The 19,236-nt window shown below is 41.8% G+C and carries 16 protein-coding genes and 1 pseudogene; 4 read left to right on the top strand and 13 right to left on the bottom strand.

Annotated elements, in window-relative coordinates:
* Window positions 1–38 precede the first annotated feature (38 nt).
* Entirely contained in the window at window positions 39–533 is a 495-nt protein-coding gene (locus AC3KZC_RS04445; RefSeq protein ID WP_490580126.1) for a MarR family winged helix-turn-helix transcriptional regulator, read from the bottom strand.
* 219 nt (window positions 534–752) lie between these two features.
* Between AC3KZC_RS04445 and AC3KZC_RS04440 the strand changes: the two genes are divergently transcribed.
* A complete protein-coding gene (locus AC3KZC_RS04440) occupies window positions 753–3,272 on the top strand; it encodes an amino acid adenylation domain-containing protein (RefSeq protein ID WP_490580127.1) in 2,520 nt (839 codons plus the stop codon).
* An 82-nt stretch (window positions 3,273–3,354) separates the two neighbouring features.
* Here the strand turns inward: AC3KZC_RS04440 and AC3KZC_RS04435 are convergent, their stop codons facing one another.
* The 9 genes and pseudogenes from AC3KZC_RS04435 to AC3KZC_RS04395 all read right to left on the bottom strand — a co-directional run bounded on the left by AC3KZC_RS04435 (window position 3,355) and on the right by AC3KZC_RS04395 (window position 11,899).
* Complete coding sequence (locus tag AC3KZC_RS04435; RefSeq protein ID WP_490580128.1) at window positions 3,355–3,642, bottom strand: transposase; 288 nt, start codon at window positions 3,640–3,642, stop codon at window positions 3,355–3,357.
* A gap of 19 nt (window positions 3,643–3,661) precedes the next feature.
* Window positions 3,662–4,294: an arylamine N-acetyltransferase family protein gene (locus tag AC3KZC_RS04430; protein WP_490580129.1), complete on the bottom strand. Its 633-nt coding sequence runs from the start codon at window positions 4,292–4,294 to the stop codon at window positions 3,662–3,664.
* A 214-nt stretch (window positions 4,295–4,508) separates the two neighbouring features.
* On the bottom strand, window positions 4,509–5,597 hold the full coding sequence (locus tag AC3KZC_RS04425; protein WP_490580130.1) for an alkene reductase: 1,089 nt from the start codon (window positions 5,595–5,597) through the stop codon (window positions 4,509–4,511).
* Window positions 5,598–5,608: 11 nt separating this feature from the next.
* On the bottom strand, window positions 5,609–6,517 hold the full coding sequence (locus AC3KZC_RS04420; protein WP_490580131.1) for an EamA family transporter: 909 nt from the start codon (window positions 6,515–6,517) through the stop codon (window positions 5,609–5,611).
* Complete coding sequence (gene upp / locus AC3KZC_RS04415) at window positions 6,514–7,218, bottom strand: uracil phosphoribosyltransferase (RefSeq protein WP_490580132.1); 705 nt, start codon at window positions 7,216–7,218, stop codon at window positions 6,514–6,516. The genes AC3KZC_RS04420 and upp overlap by 4 nt, the downstream gene beginning before the upstream one ends.
* Before the next feature lie 45 nt (window positions 7,219–7,263).
* Window positions 7,264–7,941, bottom strand: a complete 678-nt coding sequence (locus tag AC3KZC_RS04410) for a phosphoribosylanthranilate isomerase (protein ID WP_490580133.1) — start codon at window positions 7,939–7,941, stop codon at window positions 7,264–7,266.
* Window positions 7,942–8,397: 456 nt separating this feature from the next.
* Window positions 8,398–8,687 (bottom strand): annotated as a pseudogene (locus tag AC3KZC_RS04405) (integrase core domain-containing protein); the annotation flags it as partial.
* Window positions 8,688–9,204: 517 nt separating this feature from the next.
* Window positions 9,205–10,704 (bottom strand): BAR domain-like protein A BdpA, encoded by a 1,500-nt coding sequence (gene bdpA / locus AC3KZC_RS04400; RefSeq protein ID WP_490580134.1) that lies wholly within the window; start codon window positions 10,702–10,704, stop codon window positions 9,205–9,207.
* Between the two features lie 346 nt (window positions 10,705–11,050).
* Window positions 11,051–11,899: an REP-associated tyrosine transposase gene (locus AC3KZC_RS04395; RefSeq protein ID WP_490580135.1), complete on the bottom strand. Its 849-nt coding sequence runs from the start codon at window positions 11,897–11,899 to the stop codon at window positions 11,051–11,053.
* Window positions 11,900–12,231: 332 nt separating this feature from the next.
* Here AC3KZC_RS04395 and AC3KZC_RS04390 point away from each other — a divergent pair, with 332 nt between their 5' ends.
* A complete protein-coding gene (locus AC3KZC_RS04390) occupies window positions 12,232–13,971 on the top strand; it encodes an alpha/beta hydrolase (RefSeq protein WP_490580136.1) in 1,740 nt (579 codons plus the stop codon).
* 284 nt (window positions 13,972–14,255) lie between these two features.
* Here the strand turns inward: AC3KZC_RS04390 and AC3KZC_RS04385 are convergent, their stop codons facing one another.
* From AC3KZC_RS04385 to AC3KZC_RS04375, 3 genes are all read right to left on the bottom strand, one after another.
* A complete protein-coding gene (locus AC3KZC_RS04385; RefSeq protein ID WP_490580137.1) occupies window positions 14,256–14,576 on the bottom strand; it encodes a sensor histidine kinase in 321 nt (106 codons plus the stop codon).
* Between the two features lie 381 nt (window positions 14,577–14,957).
* Window positions 14,958–15,119, bottom strand: a complete 162-nt coding sequence (locus AC3KZC_RS04380) for a helix-turn-helix domain-containing protein (protein ID WP_490580138.1) — start codon at window positions 15,117–15,119, stop codon at window positions 14,958–14,960.
* Window positions 15,116–16,090, bottom strand: a complete 975-nt coding sequence (locus AC3KZC_RS04375) for a transposase (RefSeq protein WP_490580139.1) — start codon at window positions 16,088–16,090, stop codon at window positions 15,116–15,118. The genes AC3KZC_RS04380 and AC3KZC_RS04375 overlap by 4 nt, the downstream gene beginning before the upstream one ends.
* A gap of 476 nt (window positions 16,091–16,566) precedes the next feature.
* On the opposite strand from AC3KZC_RS04375, the gene AC3KZC_RS04370 reads away from it, so the two are divergent.
* Both AC3KZC_RS04370 and AC3KZC_RS04365 read left to right on the top strand, forming a co-directional pair.
* Window positions 16,567–17,631: an RHS repeat-associated core domain-containing protein gene (locus tag AC3KZC_RS04370; protein WP_490580140.1), complete on the top strand. Its 1,065-nt coding sequence runs from the start codon at window positions 16,567–16,569 to the stop codon at window positions 17,629–17,631.
* Window positions 17,632–18,291: 660 nt separating this feature from the next.
* Window positions 18,292–19,158, top strand: a complete 867-nt coding sequence (locus AC3KZC_RS04365) for a hypothetical protein (RefSeq protein WP_490580141.1) — start codon at window positions 18,292–18,294, stop codon at window positions 19,156–19,158.
* Window positions 19,159–19,236: the final 78 nt, after the last annotated feature.

The following is a 19,236-nucleotide window of genomic DNA, read 5'->3' as shown; positions in this document are numbered from 1 at the left end:
GTGCTTTTGTACACCAGCCAGTAGCTATCAAAAGCACGCTAATGTGCGTGCGCAACCAATAGTTTCTTAAGTAAGTTAGCAAGTTGTTGCTGCTCTTTAAGCTCAAGTGGAGCCAATAAATCATTGCCTTTGGCGACGTGTTCAACAATCACTTCATCAATCAAGTTTAGCCCTTGTTCGGTTAATGATACCACCACGCCACGGCGGTCATTGGGATCTGGGCTTCTCGCAACTAAGTATTTTTCCTCTAGCCTATCAATACGATTGGTCATCGAACCTGAAGTTAACATCAGTGTTTGGAGTAACTGGTTTGGCGTTAATGCATAAGGTTGGCCTGAGCGACGCAATGTTGCTAACACATCGAATTCCCCCCCATTTAAACCAAACTGTTTGAAAACACCTTGCAAAGTTTTACTGAATATCGCATCCGCTCTAACTAAACGGCCCATAATTGCCATTGGCCATGGATCTATTTCGGGTTTTTCCCGCGTCCATTGCGCTAGCACTTTATCTACCAAGTCAGTTTTTTCCATAGATACACCCCCTTGTTTAACTGAAAACGTCACAGTAACGCAAATTAAGCTCTGAAGCAAGACTCATTATGAGAAGTAACTTCACGCAAAGATAGTTGACATTAAGAAAAATAATTTATCTTTTGTATGACTAACATGTTCACCAAATTTATACATTTGGTTAATAAATTTTAGTTTGAAATTTGACCCAATTTACAGATTGAAATACAAGGATTGATTATGAACTCGCACAATGCAGAACTTCGATGTCGTACCAACGCCAACAACGGTGAGTATGCAACATTGCCAACCAATCTCGTGGCCATGTTGCAACACCAGATTAATTCTCAAGGTGATAATGTCGCAGTTATTTCTAAGGAAAAACGCCTGACTTATCGCCAATTAGGTGAAAAAGCTGCCAATATTGCAGCGTTACTGCACCAGCTAGATGCGCAAGCAAGTGAATATATTGGCCTCTATATTGAGCCATCAGCGGATCTGATAAGCGCAGTGTGGGGCAGTTTATATGCTGGCTGTGGTTATTTACCGCTCTCACCAGAATATCCAGCTAAGCGTATTGAATATATGCTCAAAGATGGAAAGGCCCGCATCGTTATTACTCAGCAGCACTTAAAGGCTCAGCTTGCGGCCATGGTCGATGAGTCGGTATTTGTTATCGCGATTGAGGAAGTGAGCTGTATTGTGCACTTTCAGGCCGAAGTAATGCCAAATGACTTGGCTTACATGATTTACACATCTGGCAGTACTGGCGACCCTAAAGGCGTCATGATAGAGCATCACAGTATTGCTGCGCAGATGCAATGGTTGACGCAGTTTGGTTTTACTGCCCAAGACCGTATTTTACAGAAAACACCATTTAGCTTTGATGCGGCGCAATGGGAGTTGTTGGCTAACGCTATTGGCATGACAGTCGTGGCTAGTGAAGCCGGCATGTATCGCAACCCTGCGGCACTAATTGATAGCATCATTGAAAATCAAGTGTCAGTGCTACAATGCGTGCCGACATTGCTACAAGCATTGCTCGACTCGGCGGGCATTCAGCTATGTGACTCTTTAACTATGTTGTTCAGTGGTGGCGAAATCCTCACCAAACAGCTTGCCGCGCAATGTTTAAATGAGTTACAGGGTCGTCGTCTAATAAATCTTTATGGCCCGACTGAATGTACTATTAATGCATCAAGCTATGAAGTTACCTTAGAGAATTTGCCCTATTCACCTGCTGCAATAGCGATTGGTAAGGCCGTTGCGGATACTGCTTTTTACATTTTGGATGAGCAGCTACAACCTGTTGAAAAAGGTAAAAGCGGCGAATTGTTCATTAGTGGCGTGCAAGTTGCGCGTGGTTATTATAACCGTGAAACGAGCACTCCGCAGAAGTTTATCGCGAATCCTTTTAGTACAGAACCAAATCATGACCGACTTTACCGAACTGGTGACTTAGTTCGTGAAGGTAATGACGGCGAAGTACATTTTCTTTCTCGCACCGATAATCAAATTAAGCTATGTGGCTATCGTGTGGAGTTGGATGAGATCCGCTTGGCGATTGAAAAACACAGCTGGGTTAAGAATACGGCGGTAGTGGTTAAAAATGATGACCGTACGGGTTTCCAAAATCTGGTTGCCTGCGTTGAGTTTAATAGTCGTGAAGCGGCTTTTATGGATCAAGGTAGTCATGGCGAGCATCACCAGTCTAAGAAAAACAAGCTCCAAGTGAAAGCGCAGTTATCGAATGCTGGTTTGCGAACGTTGACGGCGCAATTACGCCATGAAGCGATTGCGCTGCCGAATGCGACTCCAAGTAAAGGCCAACTGGAAACTGTGTTTGCGCGCAAAACTTATCGCTATTTTGATGGTGGTGATGTCCAGTTAGATGAATTACTTAAACTGTTTAGCCAACAGCCAGATCTACACGGAAAACGCGATATTGCAACACTCAGTTTCGGCGAATTTGGCCAGATCATGCGGTATTTTGGGCAGTTTAAAAGCCCAGAGCGACTGCTACCAAAATATGGTTATGCATCGCCTGGTGCGCTGTATGCAACACAACTTTATGTGGAATTACAGCAATTGTTTGATTTAGATGCCGGGATTTATTACTACAACCCACAAGATCATCAGTTGCACTTAATACAAGCTTTGCCTGAAACAGGGCAGCCGGTTCTATCACTGCATTTCTTAGGTAAGCCATCAGCCATTGAGCCTGTTTACAAAAACAATATTCTCGAGGTGCTTGAGATGGAAGCTGGGCATATGCTTGGGCTATTTGACCAAATTCTTGGTCAGTATGGCTTGTCTGTGCGCGATGGTTATTTTAATCACCAGCTCAATGAGGTTTTAGCGGTTGAGCAAGATGATTGTTATTTAGGTAGTTTTACTGTTGCTGAAAGTAAAGCTGAGCCACTAGCGCAAGTTGAAGCAATCTTGCAAGTACAAGGTATGAGCGAGCTAGCGGATGGGACATACACTTTTGACGGCCAACAGTTCTTACCACTTAGCTTAGATGTCATTGAGAAAAAACATGTTATTGCGATTAATCAGCAAGTGTATGAGAGAGCATCATTCGGCATCGCATTACTCAACCACAACAGTGTGATACTAAACCCTTCTTTGCGTAGCGCTTTAGCTAACTCTCGACTACCTAGGCTGTTCCGACTGGCCTTGAATAATGCTTTAGCTCGACGAAACAATGCGAGTGTATCGGCAGTGATAAGCTCACCAGGACTTTTAAGCCAAACGTAATACGCTGATGTACTGACCTGCATCACTTTGCACGCCATCGAAGTAGGATATTTCGACACAAGAGTCTTGATAAATGAGTACCTTACTTCATTTCTTTCGCAAAGAAGGCGCTGGCCTTTTTTAGGATTTCACGCTCCATTAATAAGCGTTTATTCTCTTTGCGTAACAGCATAAGTTCGGTGCGTTCATCGACAGATAAGGTATCACCTTGTGCCTGCTTTTTGTGTTTAGAAACCCAGCTGTAAAGGATTTTATCTGTGATACCTAAAGAAGCGGCTGCTTGAACTATTGTGTAACCTTGCTCAAGCACCAAAGCCACTGCTTCTTGTTTAAAATCGTTTGGATACTGCTTATTTATTCGTTTAGTCATATTCACCTCAATAATGGCATTATATTCCTTTATTAAAGTGTCCTGCTAATTCAACCACAACACGATGCGATAAGACGAGATTCTGGGCAAAACCAGAGTCGGGATACTGGTGGCTATAAAAATGTGCGACGTTACAATCACTTTCAAGTATTTCAATAAAATCAGCGCTATAAAGCACGAGTAATTCCGGATCAACTAATGCGACTTCAACGCTTTGGTCAGTCAAAGTAACTTTATATTGATGGGTGTTGAGTGTGACCATGTCGCTTTGTGAAATAGGGATCAGGCCAGTAGGACATTTAGAACCAAAACCGACGTCAAATAGATAGCGTTCACTTATGAGTTCGACCATAGTGAGGCGGTGCGTTCTGGCGTTACTTGAGTTGTTGTTAAGCTTGACGCGAGCTAATAATGGGGTGACGTGATAACCAAGCGATTGCAATGCCAAGTCAAAGCAGTAGCCACCTTGCTTTTTGAGCACCAATCGCTCAATTAGCGCTTCGGAGTCAAGAGATAGAGTATCCGCTTTCATGGCATTGATACTTGAGAAGCTGTAGGTGGCTAAGTGTTTTGCAATGATCTCATTTAATTGTGAAAACGAGTTATGGCGGTGAGTGAGTTGTAGTGAATCCAGATGAAGTTGTGTCGTCATTCGTATCACCTTTTTAATTCTCCAGTCCACTCTAAAACTTCAAGTTAAGTTGAGGTTAAGAGCGTTAATTAATTTATTTTAAATCCTTGAAAGGTTGTACCTTAACGAGGTAGTAGAAACGAGCCGTATCAAGGTTACATAAGGCAATGTATGACTAAAACAAGTCACAACTTGTCTTAGTCATATGTGGTAGGAGAGTGCTCAGTGGTTTAAGTTATGCAAGCGCTGCAGCTTGTTGTAGGTTCGGGTAAGTGGTGTAGCCATTCTCATCACCACCGTAGAATTTGCTACTATCCAGATCGTTAAATTCGGCGCCGATACGTACCCGTTCCACTAGGTCTGGGTTGGCAACAAATAGTGCACCAAATGCAACACCATCGCAGAGTTCAGTTGCAAGTACTTGCTCGGCAACAGTTGGACTGACAGGACCATCCTGCCAACTTTTATGTGGATTTAGAATTAAACTGCCTTGCCACAGGGCACGAATTATTTCGGTTTGGGGGCGATTTGCAGCTTCCATAATATGTAAGTAGGCTAGATTTTTAGGCAAGTGATTCACCAGCGCTTCGTACAATTGAGCACTATCGGTTTCTGCGATGTCATTGTAGCTGTTTTCGGGTGAGATCCGCACACCCACTCTAGCCGCACCTATAGCTTCGCATACGGCAGCTATTACCTCGCGTGTTAGGCGTAAACGGTTATCTATCGAGCCACCATATTCGTCATCGCGATTATTACAATTACTAGCCATAAATTGATGCAGTAAAAAGCCATTGCCAGCATGAATTTCAACTCCGTCAAAACCGGCCGCGATCGCGTATTGAGCACTTTGGGCAAAGTCTTTAATCGTGTCGACGATATCTTGTTTAGCCATCGCTTTGGGAGTTGGGTAAGGTTGAGGTCCTGTATCGGTGTAAGCTTCTCCTTTTGCTGCAGTAGCCGATGGCGCAAGCGATTGGTGAGCACTAGGATAAAGTGATGGATGGCCGATGCGTCCGGCATGCATTAGTTGCGCTACGATTTTGCCACCTTGATGGTGTACAGCTTGTGTCACTCTGCGCCAACTTTGCGCTTGAGATGGGTTATGTAAACCCGGTGAATTCATGAAACCTTGGCCGACTTGATTGGGTTGCATGCCTTCAGAAATAATCAGACCAGCACTGGCTCGTTGGCCATAATAAGTCGCCATCATGGCCGTTGCGCAGCCATCTTCGGTGGCGCGGTTGCGGCTCATAGGTGCCATCACGAAACGGTTGCTGCTGAGAATATTGCCATAGCTGACAGGTTGAAATAGCTTGTTCATAAAGTTTATCCTTAATTTTTAACGGAACTCAATGCGTCTGGTTGAACGGGTGTTGAGCGTTTTAAAAGCTGTAGCTGTGAAATAATTATGGCGAAAATAATTACCCCAGCCCCAAGCAGCTGTAGTGCATTTAATTTTTCGTCCAAAATCAGATAACCCAATAATGTTGCTGCAATTGGACTGGCGAAGGAAATAAACGACACAGTGACAACCGGTAGTTTTTCAATCGCTTTGAACCATAAAACATACGCTAGCAATGCGCCGACTAAACTTAAGTAGCTGTAACCAATTATATTTTTAATTGTGAAATGGGTTGGCATACCTTCTTGAAAGAGCGCAAATGGTAATAAGAACAGCCCGCCGACGAGCAATTGCCAGCCAGTAAACGTGGGGAGTGAAACATCTTGTGGTTTCCCCCATTTTTTGGTGAAAACGATACCTGTAGCCATCAACGCGGCACCGCTTAGTCCCGCGATAATGCCAGGTAAACTCAACGAGCTATGGGGTTTGATAACTAATAAAGCGACACCAATGGCTGCGACTACGCATGCAATAAACTGGCGAGGTAAAAGTTTGTTGTTCAGTACTAAGGTGCCTATTAACATCACTATGATTGGTTGGCATGACATGACTAAGGCTGCAACTCCACCGGGTAACAGGTAAGCAGCGTAAAAAAGGCAGTAAAAAAAGCCACCAATGTTTAAAATGCCAAGGACAATGGCTCTAAACCACCAGATCCCAGTGGGTAGTTGACGAGAAAATAGGAGTAATAAGCTCCCCGCAGGTAATGCGCGTAGCATAGAGGCAACTAGGGGCTTGTTCTCAATCAGTAGTTGAGTTGTAACTATGTATGTACTCCCCCAGATGATAGGGGCGAGGCTCGCCACCATCATCCAAAAGAGCAATGCTCGATTGCTCATTTTGTCCCCTTATCTGTTGTGCCGAAATAACGGTCACCAAAATCCCCAATGCCCGGCAGCATAAAGGCGTGCTCATTTAAGCGCTGTTCAATGGAGGACGTCACTATTTGCAAGTGTGGAAAGCGCGTGCAGAGGTATTCGATACCTGGTGGTGAACAGAGTAAATTGACCAAAATGATTCGTTCTTCCAGCACGCCGGCGTCCAGTAATACTTGAATAGCGCATGCTGCAGAACCACCAGTGGCTAACATAGGCTCAAATACCAAGACGTGACAATTGGCAATGTCGTCTGGCAACTTTGAATAGTAAAGTTTCGGTTGTTTGGTCAAGGGATTACGTTGAATGAGAATTTTCCCAATGGGAATTTTCAAATCAATATGGCGAAGTTCGTTTTCCATACTTTCACCCGCGCGCACGACCGAAACGGCACAAAGTGGGTTTGCGAGTTGTTTACCTCGATAAATTGCGCCTACCGGTGTTGTGACTGACAAATCATCAAACGGCAGTAGCTCGAAGCTTTTTTCGATTAACAAACGAAAAACTTGGTCAGCGTGCAAGATGAACTGACTTTTTGTCGCTGTTTTATCACGCATTTTGGCATGTAACGATTTTAAGCGATTGGTTTGTTCAAGCTCTACAACAGTGTTAAAAGCCTGACTCACATTCAAATCGAATGACAGAGCCGCAGAATTATTAGACATGATTCTCTCCTTGAGATAGCCAAGCATAGGCTTGGCTCAGGTCAGTTAAGCAGTAATTTCGGCAAAGGATTTTTCTGCCTCAGCGATAAATTTAGCGATTTTAGCTGGATCTTTACGACCATCCGCACCTTCAAGGCCTGTATGTGCATCGATTGCAGAGGGACGCACTTGGCGAATTGCTTCTGCGACATTGTCTGGATTCAAGCCGCCAGCCATCATGAGTGGCTTAGGTGAACGACGTACCAGTTCAGCACTGACTTCCCAGTTATGAGTTAAGCCTGTTGCCCCTTTGGCACCAGTTCTTGGATCAAAAGTATCTGTGATGAACATATCGACATATTCTGCTACTTCGTCCACCAAGCTTAATAGCTCTTCGGCGTTATCTTCTTTCACTACAAGACTTTTTAGGATGAACAAATCAGGGCGCATTACGCGTAGTTTTGCCAACTCCTTGGTCGTGATATCACCATGAAGCTGTACAGCTTTTACCCCTAGTTGACTGCAAAATGTGCTTACTTCATCAGCTTCAAGCATGTAGCTGATTAATACACCCGCTTGATTTGGTGTTAGCTGCTTGATGATGTTGATGGCTGCAGACTCAGTAATGTCATCTTTGCCAGAAGGTAAACGTAGTGGAAAACCGAGCCAGTCGATACCGCTATCTAGTACTAGTTGTGCTTCTTTTGTATCGATAATACCTGCTACTTGAATGATGTTTTTCATGGTAAAGCTCCTTTTAGATTTTAAAGTTAATTTTCCACTACTTAGTAAGAACGACCTTGTTCAAGAAATGTCCTTATGCTTTGGTTGAACCCAATTCACACCAAGGCGAACAAATCTTCACTGTTTATTGCACCGTGCAATTCGTGGAGGATGCTTTGTCTTGACGTGAAGATATTATGAATATATATTCATGTCAAGTGTCTTCATGTGGAGATATTTTAGTTGATTTTATCTTTGTTATAAATTGACAGTTTTACTGGGCTGGCGGCGTATTCAGGGAGGTACTTATTTACCTTTACTCTGGTTATCGCTGTGCGATAGATGTGCGCTTAGATGACTAGGGTAATAATTTTGAGGTGCAAGGAAAGCGCTGGTATTACTGTGCGGTGTTTATCAGATAAGGAGGGGAGGATTCAGTAGATGAAATGATCTGTACCAGCAACAGTGGACACTTCACTAAGCACTGTTCTTCAATTCAAAATTCTCTGGGCTAAGATAGCCAAGAGCACATGCCTTCTTGTTTTGTTGTAATCAACCTCAATGTATTCAAAAACGTGCTGTCGCATTGTTTCCCGACCCATTATCTGTTCATCCTACAGCGCTTCAACCTTGAATGAATGGAAGAAGCTTTCTGCTACTGCGTTGTCCCAGCAATTGCCTTTACGGCTCATGCTTTGTATTAACTGGTGCTTTTTAATCAAGTCACGGTAATCATGCGAGCAATATTGGCTGCCGCGATCACTATGGGGAAAAAAGGTGGGAAAAAGGGAAAAAAGGTAAAAAAGGGGTCACATCTTGACTCCAGACATCAAGCAACCTCGAAGCTCTTCCAATTGTATCTCAACCTTCTTATTTTCAATCATTAATGCATTTAATTGTACATGGATGTACTTTCATGGCGTTTACGTTCACATCAAATGTATTTTTGAAGATGAGTTTGCCTATTTATTAAAATCTGGGGCGTCGAGGGGTTCCAAGGGGAGACTGGCGATAGCCTCCCCTTGACTCCCCATGCCAGCGCGACAACGATGCCAATTTAAAAAACGGTTTTTGAATTTAAAATCGATTGTTGATTTAGCAACAGCGAATACTTAAAAACAACCGTCGGGCTAAAGAACCGACCAAACAGCGGGCGATCTGCGCTCGCCTTCGCAAGCAGGCTTGCACCTACCTACCCCACAAAAAAACAAAACAACAACGGGGGTTTCCCAGATTTTATAACCCTCTCAGCTATATTGTTCGCTAACGTAGTCGCAATATTTTTTACATATAGGCTTTGGTAAAAGCTTCTTTTGACTGCCTAATGTACCCGCGGGCTTTTAGCGCATGCTGCTCCCACGCAGCTTTGTCAGTGGCATCACTAAAAGGGTTTTGCTCTGGTGCTATTGAACGTTCAAACCGATCATAAAAGGTGATCACCGAAGAGGTAATTTGATTAAACCGCTCTTTAAATTCCTGCATGCCTTCTAATTGTTCAGAAGTTTTTAACATGTATTGCACCAAGGCAGTGTTGTTATTGGTATTTAATAACGATTGCGCATGCTGCGAAATATTTTCTTCAGTTTCTGAGATGATTGTTTGGCGGATACTGTCCTCTTTGCTCATCACTCGGCCGTAATTTTCTTGCGAACGCGCTAAACCAGCATGTTGAATGTAATCACGCAGATGTTTATCTAAATCTCTGCGAAACAGTTCGACGTTTTTCAGCATGCTTTGCAAATCATTGTCCAGAGCCGAAACCTGTTGTAACTCGCGCTCTAACTCGGTTAAGAATTGCTCGGCCCGCTCATAAATTTTAAGACCGTTTTGCTCTGCAAATTTTCTATCTTTTCGGTTTAAGTCAGCGTTTTCATAGTTTGAACGGTCAAACGCAGCCGCTAAAAATGACTTAAATGGTTCGGCAAAGGCCGAGTACGTACCGCCACTGACCACGTTTAACGTGGCAGTCACTAAATCACCAAAAGGTTTAACCATAGAAGTGAGCCTCGCCTGCTGAATGGGCGACGCCACTCTTTTGGTATCGGCAACAATACTGCGAAAAGAGGAGTAAGCTATAGGGTTGGACATTTTATTACGCTCAGAGCTTGCCAATACAAAGGTTATGCTCGAATAAATACCATTAGCATATTCTAAATATTGGCGCTGGCTTTCGAGTTGTGCGGCATAGTTTTTACCCAGCGCACGGAATGATTCGCTTTGCACTTCGTAGTTTTTATCTTTTTTAAGTTTATCTAATATGCCAGTAATGATTTTTTGTTCATTTTTTTGTAACGCGGTATCTAATAAAATGCGTTCAATATTCACATCGTCAAAGGCTACACTGCCATTGACTGATTCAATATCAAGACGCACAAATTTTCTACTCGGGTCGTCAATAGATATTCGATGCGCTAAATATTCACCCGACCCAGTATGATTTTCGATTAATCCAACTTGTTGCCACGGGCTATCTACACGTAACGAGGCAGAAGTTAAAATATTGACCCGGTATGAGGTTAAAGCCGTTTCGGGTTTTAGCCAAAATTCCAACAACCCCAATTCTGAGATTGGAATTTTACTGACTAAGGATGCATTACCTTCAGCGCAGTGCAACGCATTTTGACCTGTACGTGCCATACTGTCTTTCACTTGGCAGCCGGAAAGTAGGTTCCAATTGGCCTCATTTCCTTCAAAATCACTGGAAAATACCACTTCATTACTTTTTGCAAATACGGTTGCGCTAAGCACGCTCAATAAAACCGCAATACAGATCCGATTACCCACGTTAAGTTACCTCTTTAATTGACAAAACTGCCCAAGTAACGATAACCAATTAGGTTTAGCTATCGTGTTGACTGCCAGACAATGCACTGAATTTGCACGTGCACTATTCTACGCCAAAATCAGCATTGTGCTATAGGGTGCTTGGCTGTAACTGTACAGCAACTGAATGTAATTGCACCGTCAGGAAATCAGCTGTTGAAGTAGATCAGTTTTGAATTGTTGATAACAAAAAGCAGTTTTGACAACTAAGCACCATTGTAAATTTGAGCACCGTCAGCACCTATCAGGGTCACAGCACCTATCAGGGTCAGGTCTTGCAGCACCTATCAGGGTCCACCTATCAGGGTCAGGTCTTGCATCGTGCAACCGCCCGACTCACCGTTGAATAATGCACGCCAAATTCCTGTGCGATTTCGCTCATAGCATATTGCCCTTCTAAATAGGCTTTTGCCATCCCCAGTTTTGGGTCGTTTTGATAGGTGTCTTTAAAGTGGCTGAGCGGTAAAGCACTCGCACGCTTTTGTTTTTTAGGCACTTCGCTGAGTGTTAAGTCGGCATCGTTTTCAGCTGTTTTTAAATGCTGCTTTACAAACTCGCTACTGCCTAAAAACACCTGATTTGTTAAGTTCTGCCAAACATCAACGCCAAGGCCTTGTGCAACAAAGTCACTATAGCGCTTTATGGCGACCTTTCTCGACTTTCCAAATAACAGTAGTAGCGCATCGGTTGCCAACCAATCGGGTGACGCTCGAAAACCTATGGCATCTTGATAGCTGCTCCACGGCCAGTCTGCGGGCGATTCAACCATGCCGTTTGCCCGCACCGGATTGAGAACGATATAGCGGCATAACTCCAGCAAGTAACTGTCTTTATCGACCAAAATGCTTTTATAGCGCCCTTGAAACAGATGGCCTACCCGCTGGTATTTACGATTAAATTGCTGAGTATAAACACCGTTAAGTTGCCGCATCCCTTTTGCGAGATTCGCATCCGGTGTTTCAACCAATAAATGATAGTGATTGGTCATTAAACAGTACGCGTGTATCACCCAATTAAACCGTTCACAGACTGACGTGAGCACCGCCAAAAACCGGGGAAAATCGTCTTCATCACGATAAATAGGTTTACGCTCATTACCGCGCGACGTGACATGATACAAGGCACCCGCAAACTGAAGTCGTAAAGGTCGGCTCATAACAAAGCCCTAAACTAAAAAAGGTTAACTAACGATAGTTAACCTTTCGAGAAATGCACAATACAAGACCTGACCCCATTGATTTGACCCCATTGATTTTATGACCCCATTGATTTTAGCCAGTTAGATCTTGTCCGATTTGTAGTCATGTGTCATTCCTGTTTTATACATAATACTGAAATGAGACAGATTTCTACACACTACCGATTTAAACCTTTCTTGAGTTACGTGCGTCTCAAAGAACATAATTATAAAAAATAGTATTTTTTAATAGTAAATTGAGCTTGCTATACAATACCACGTGCTAAATTTTGACATTAGGGACAATTTTGATGCTTACTCGTTTTTCGTACTTTTGTACCATTCTTTCACTCGTTACCACCTCGTTTTCGACATTAGCTTCAGATGTTTTAGATTGTGTTATTGAGAGATATAGTCAACCAACTAGCTCGTTTACGGGTTTACCTAATCCTGCCGAACAGGGAAAACATAAATACACAGTAATGAACTATGGCGAACGACCATTTTTATTTGCTATATCAAAACCTGACCTAATTGCTCCAAATGTGAGCTTACCTAGCTTTTTGTCCGACTATTCACGCAACCAAGGCTATGAGGACAATGCTTACCACAAATTTAAAAGTAGTAATTTACCTTTGGAGGCTAAAGTTTGGCTTCCGATGGGAACACAACCACTACCGTTAGTTCTATTAGTCCATGGAAACTCTGCTCCAGGGTTTGATTATCTGGGTGAATTACTCGCCAGCCGAGGGCACTTTGTTGTGCAAGTAGATCAAACTTATTTGAATGACTTATGGGGAGAAAATGGCGCCCGTGGTTGGATGCTGCTTGAACATATTAAGCTGCTGCAAAAATGGAATGCTGAGCAAGGTCATGCTTTTTATAACAAACTAGATTTAGAGAATATCGCTTTAATAGGGATGTCTAGAGGAGGGGAGGCTGTAGCTTTAGCTGCATCATTTAATCAATGGAAGACCTTACCAAATAGTAGTGAATCAACAGAGTTTGGTTTTAACATTAAATCCATTGTCGCATTAGCCCCAATGGATGGGCAATATCAACATGCTGATGGTAGAAATATCCTGAAAAATGTTAACTATTTAGTGTTACAAGGAGGTCATGACGCAGATGTTTATCAGTTTCTTGGTAGCCAACAATGGCATCGAACTCACTTCGATGATGATAAAAACTACTTTAAGCAGTCCATTTATATTTATCGTGCTAACCACATAAACTTTAATCAAGATATGTCTGATGATGTCCATTGGGGCAGCAGCAAAGATTTTTATTCTAAGCTATTAACACCCAAACAACAGGAGCATTTAACGAAAGTGTATGTTTCTGCTTTTTTGGAAGCTACATTGGCGAACAGAAAAGAGTATCAAACAATTTTTAGGCAACCTGTGGCTGGTGAGTTTGGTCTTCCTGACGATATTTATATCAGTCGCCATATGGCATCTGATTTCAAAGTGATAGAAGATTTTGAATATGGAGCTAAAAAGGAAAGTACCGTTAAAGTTCTATCGGATAAAACATTAACAGAAGTGCCAATCAGTATCGACTCAGAGCGCCTCAGAAACGGAACTAAAACTTCTAATCATGTATTAAGGGTTCAACTTAAGAAACAAGTTGAAACACGGTTGGGCATTAAGCTTTCAGAAGCTGAGTTGTTACAGCAAAATATCAAAGGAAAATATTACCTAAGTTTCTCACTGGCTAGAGCTGATTCAGGCGAAAGCGAAGGATGTGGTTCATACAATTTGTTATCTGATACCGAGGTAGAGCTACTTGATAAGTCTGGTGTCGTATTTAAAAAAAGTTTGGGTGCATCAGGCAGTGTCTCCCCTTTATTAATTTCTGACTACTCTGAATTGGAAAAGGGAGATATCAAATATGCGCCGACAGAACCAGTATTGCAAACCGTTACGTTCCCTATTGAATTGAATAAGCCAATCAGTGCTGAAAACGAATTAGAGCTTGTCTTGATTTTTGAACCGAAACAAGATGTATCTATCATCGTCGATGATATTGGGATAACGAGTTCCCTATAGCTCATCAGCTTTTTTTAAAGAAACTAGTCTTAACGTATTTGGAAAGCTAGTTTGCCTTAAGGTGTGGCATAAAATCGTTCTTAACGGCGGCTAAGCACACGAAGCCGTCCTTTGGACAGTAAATAATTTCTGTCCAAAAATCTGTTTCAGCAGGAGCAGTGCTTACCCAAAAACAGTTTCAATCTTTAATTTAAAAGTCGCGACTTTATTGTCTGAGTGTTGAACTGAGTTGTGCTCCTACAGGTGCACCCTAAAGCTGGGTATGTAAACTGCGCTATCTCGTTCTAACACTCACTCAGTCGGTCTCTAAACAGAGGCTGAGTGAGCGTTAGGGTAAAACGCGTCCCTGTCGTGTTACTGGTAAACTCAATAGGGATGTTGAGCTTGTCACATACCCGTTTGACTATCGCAAGGCCAAGGCCACTTCCTTGGCTTTTGCTGCCTTTCACGCCTTGTTCAAATGCATGTGTCATGACACTGGGTTCAAACCCAGATCCGGTGTCACTGACGTGTAAAATTCCAGCTTGATAGTCGATGGTTACGTGGCCTTGACTTGTATGGATAAACGCATTTTTGATTAAATTGCTCAGGATAAGCAAAATCACGGCAAAAAATCACGGGGTCAAACGCCGACGGGGTCACAAACGCCGACGGGGTCAAGTCTTGCATTGTGCAGACCTAAACACAGAACCAAAATACCCCCCTTCAATCAAACCTGAAAATATAGATTTGATGAATAATGCAAGGCCGGAAGTCGAGCAAGCCATGCTTGTACATGGATGTACTTTCATGGCGTTTATGTTCACATCAAATGTATTTTTGAAGATTAGTTTGATTGAGGTGGCGTCGAGGGGTTCCAAGGGGAGACCGGCGATAGCCTCACATTGACTGCCGTCGCCAGCGCGACAACAGTGCTAACTTGAAAAGCAGCTGTGAAGTTCAACTCAATCATGATGGTAGCGAGTTGTTTACCAATACTATCAGGGTCAGGTCTTGTATCGTGCAACCGCCCGACTCACCGTTGAATAATGCACACCAAACTCCTGTGCGATTTCGCTCATGGCATATTGCCCTTCTAAGTAGGCTTTTGCCATCCCCAGTTTTGGGTCGTTTTGATAGGTGTCTTTAAAGAGGAAAAAAAGGGTCAAATCTTGACTTCATACATCAAACAACCTCGTAGCTCTTCCAATTGTAATTCAACCTTCTTATTTTCAATCATTAACGCATTTAATCTACCGACGGTTTTGGATATCGCCGAATAGTGTTTAACATTAAAAATATCTGCTAATGCCCGCAAATTTAATCCCGTTAACTCTTGGCATAATTTAATAGCAAACCAACGGGGTAAGTTTTTCTCTTTTCGCCCCTTTTTAACCATTACTATGTCATCTACCTCAACACTAAAATATTTAGCTACGTAAGCAATTACATCATCTGCTGAATGCTTTTTACTAACATACTTTCTTTCGCTATTTGATGTTGCAATATAGTCCTTTATGTTTTCAATAAAGCCCTCACAACCAAGCACCGACAATAATTTTTTAGCACCATAAAAAGTACTTATTTCTTTGTTGTTTTCATACTCCACAAACTGCTTATAAGCTACATATTGACGCTTTTTACCTTGCAGCGAAAATATAAAATCTCGAACGAGCCATTTAGGCGTCGCTCCCCTTTTAATGAACGCTGAATAGCTAGACCATTTATACTTAGCCAGATCATCTACCAACGGGGTGCTCGTTTCAATTGGGTTACGATGAATATACCGACTAACATGCAATAAGTAGTTATCAGCATCCACCAACACCGCTTTGTAGCGCCCTCTAAACAGCGCGCCATCTGTATTATGTGTTCTGTTAAAGTATTGAGTATAAAGGCCATTAATATGTTTCATAGCTCGGCCTAAATTAGCATCGGGGGTTTTAATTAGCAGGTGGTAATGATTAGTCATTAAACAATATGAATGCACCTCAATATTAAAGCGAAGGCTTGCTTGCTCAATGCAATATAAAAAATACTTAAAGTCGTCATCGCTCAAAAAAGTATTTTCACGCCCTCTTCCACGATTCATGACATGATAAAATGCGTTCTCATACTCTATTCGCAATGGCCTAGACATAGCAACTCACTCAATAAGCAGTAAACTATAAATCTAGACCTTTGGTGTCTGAAGCCAAGACTTGACCCCATTGGTTTCTGTATTTCAATATCTTCTGACGTCATAAACTCCATGCTCTGAGGTACGTCTTTGATATCTTTCGCAACGCGTGGAGCATACACTATCATCGTTTCATCCATCCCCTCGACTGCACACACGGGGAGCGCCCCAAAAAGCCCCACTATAAAAACCGCAACAACAGAACTCTTATTCATTTTTATCTCTCAGTTTATTTATTAATAAAAATCCACGAAAGAATAAATGAAAATAAGTCTCATTTGAATGCGAATTACATCACGAATGGGAGCCGTTTTAGCGCTTAAAGTAGTTTTAATATTTAATGTCGGTTGCCTAGAGCATGCTGATCTTTGTGAATTGAAATTTGTTCAATCTAGTAAAAATTAAAGGGTCAGGTCTTAAGTATCTAAAGTCAAGATTTGACCCCTTCTTTTCTTCGAGAAATGCACAATGCAAGACCTGACCCCATTGATATTCATGACCCCATTGATATTCATGACCCCATTGATAAATTTGACCCCATTGATAAATTCTTATCAAATTTACAGTCAATCAGGCAGCTTATTCATGAACTTCATACTGATGGTAGCAATACTGATTATGTCTATTTATTAGGGAGTTTGGTTGCTAAAATCAAAGGAAATAGTACAACTTATCTTCACAGTGACCTGTTAGGCTCCCCAAGATTAGAAACAAATGAGAATAGAATAATTGTCAGTGGCAGCAGGCAACATTATCAGCCATATGGAAAGCGGATCCCATCAAGTGACTACACAGACATTGGATTCACAGGCCATAAACATGACGGTGATTTAGGCCTCACATATATGCAGGCACGATACTATGATCCTGTAATTGGGCGGTTTTATTCGAATGATCCGGTTGATGTGATGGGTCATGTTGGACGTAGAAACCCTGTGCATGGATTTAATCGTTACGCTTACGCCAACAATAATCCGTATAAATATACAGATCCTGATGGAGAGTTTGCTCATTTAGCAATAGGCTTTGTTGTAGGGGCTGGTGTTGAACTTGCTTCTCAATACTTTACAGGTAAGGAGATTAGCTTAACTAAAGCCGCAGTTTCAGGGCTAGCAGGGGCTGCAACAGGTGGTTTAAGTTCCTTAGCAAGAACGACAATCTCGACTGGTGGGCAAATTGTTGCGACTACCACTGAAAAAGTCCTTGCTGGTACTATGGCTGTTGGAGGAGGAGCTGTATTAAACACAGGTGCGGGTATGGTAAATGATTCTTTAGATGGTACTTCGTCAGGGCAAATTGTCGATAATGCAGTCGAAAATGCTGTGGAAAGCTTGGCACCCCATGTTAAAGCTGTTGGGAAAATAGCAGGAGCTTTGGCAAATAAAGCGCTTGGTAAGACTGGGATCGGAGACACGGCTAAACAACTTGGTACTGAGGCTGCAACGCAAGGTAGTGAAAAGATAATTAGCGGGTCATGTTCGAGTGTTAAAAATGAGTGTTAGAACTAGTTTTAGAATATTTTTTAGATTGACTATTGTTTGTATTGGAATTTTAACAGGGCTTACATTTTTAAAAGTAGCTTTGAATGGAGAAATGTATGAATTAAGTTTTCAACGAATACTTGATGGCTTTATATATGCAATATTACCAGCTTCAATTGTTTTAGCTCTAATTCTATTTGTCATTGATTACACCGAAAAGAAGCGATAATTTCTAAACAAGCTTTTATTCTATAGCCTCGCCTTTGCGGGGCTTTTTATTATCCGCTCTAAAGGCGATAAAATTTACATGTTTCAGATACGGACGAACTTTTTCAATGTGGATATGATGGACTAAATAGCATTGAAGGAAGATTAATATGACCCTCCCAAAAGATAACCCTACACAATTTTGCAAAGCTTCACCTCAATAATGGCATTATTATATTCCTTTATTGAAGTGTCCGGCTAATTCAACCACAACAAGAAGTAACAGCCGAAAAAACAGGGCAAGCCACGGTTAATGGTGTTATAAGTGGTGCTGTTGGTGGTGCTCCAGCTAAAACAGCGGAAGCTGTTGCTATTACGATTTTAACAGAAACGGTTCTTCAGGCAGGACAAGCTTTAGCTAATGATACTCCTCCACCGCCTCCACCAGAACAAGAAAAACAATAAGGGTAAGTCGTGAAAACTTTTAAGTGTAATAAAGTTGCTAGAGGTGTACTGCTAATTGCAGTATCACTCTCTTTATATTTATACCTAGTGTTAAATTGGATGTATTTAGCTTTGGCCTTTGTTGTTTTCGGAGTACTTAGCTACCTATTTCTAGTTCAGTGCAAAGCGCTATTAGATGATAAAAAACTAGATATAAAGTGGTTAGGGCAGATACATTCAAGTTACGATATTTCTGATTGTAACTTGTACGCTCATCAGGGAGCTGTATTTGAAGTCATTGTATGTCAAAAGCGTTGGCTTTGGATTTTCCATTTACTTGATGAAAAATCAGCATTGGTTGAGGCAATATTTTCCAATCAGAGTGAGGTTGTTTTATCAGCGAAGGAAAATAACAAGAAGTTTTTCAGCCTATTGGCCCTTCGAACAGGTTTCTTAATATCATGCTCAATGATGATTCTACCCGCAATACAATACTTCCAGCTTCCTTCCGATATTGATTTGCACGCAGTGAAAGGAAAGCTTGTCGAAACGAACGTAAACAAATCCCTTTTGATTAGTATTGAAGGTTATTCAACCTTGTTTGTTATGTCTCCAAAGGCCGGGAATCTAGCTGAATTTGATAGTAGATTAAAACCAAATAAAGGGCAGGAGCTGTCTATGTTTGTTACCCAAAAGCTAGCTTCGAGTGAAGTCGAAAAAACTGACGTTTGGGAAATCAGGCTAAAAGACCAAAAACTAATATCGTATTCTGAAATAAGAGCTAGTTGGATAAACTGGAAACGATTTTTTGTCTTTGTATTATTGGGAGTATGTGGAATAGCCTATTGTTTACAAAGAATTAAATTGACTAATAGTTATATTAAGTTAGAGCCATAGTTCAGATTTGAATCCAAAGCCTCGCACTCTGAAGTGGCTTTGTTTTTTATGGGGTAGCTGGCTTGGGATTTTGTTTTC

The organism is Pseudoalteromonas sp. J2K-J031, assembly GCF_058197095.2.
This window is presented reverse-complemented; position numbering and strand designations above follow the sequence as displayed.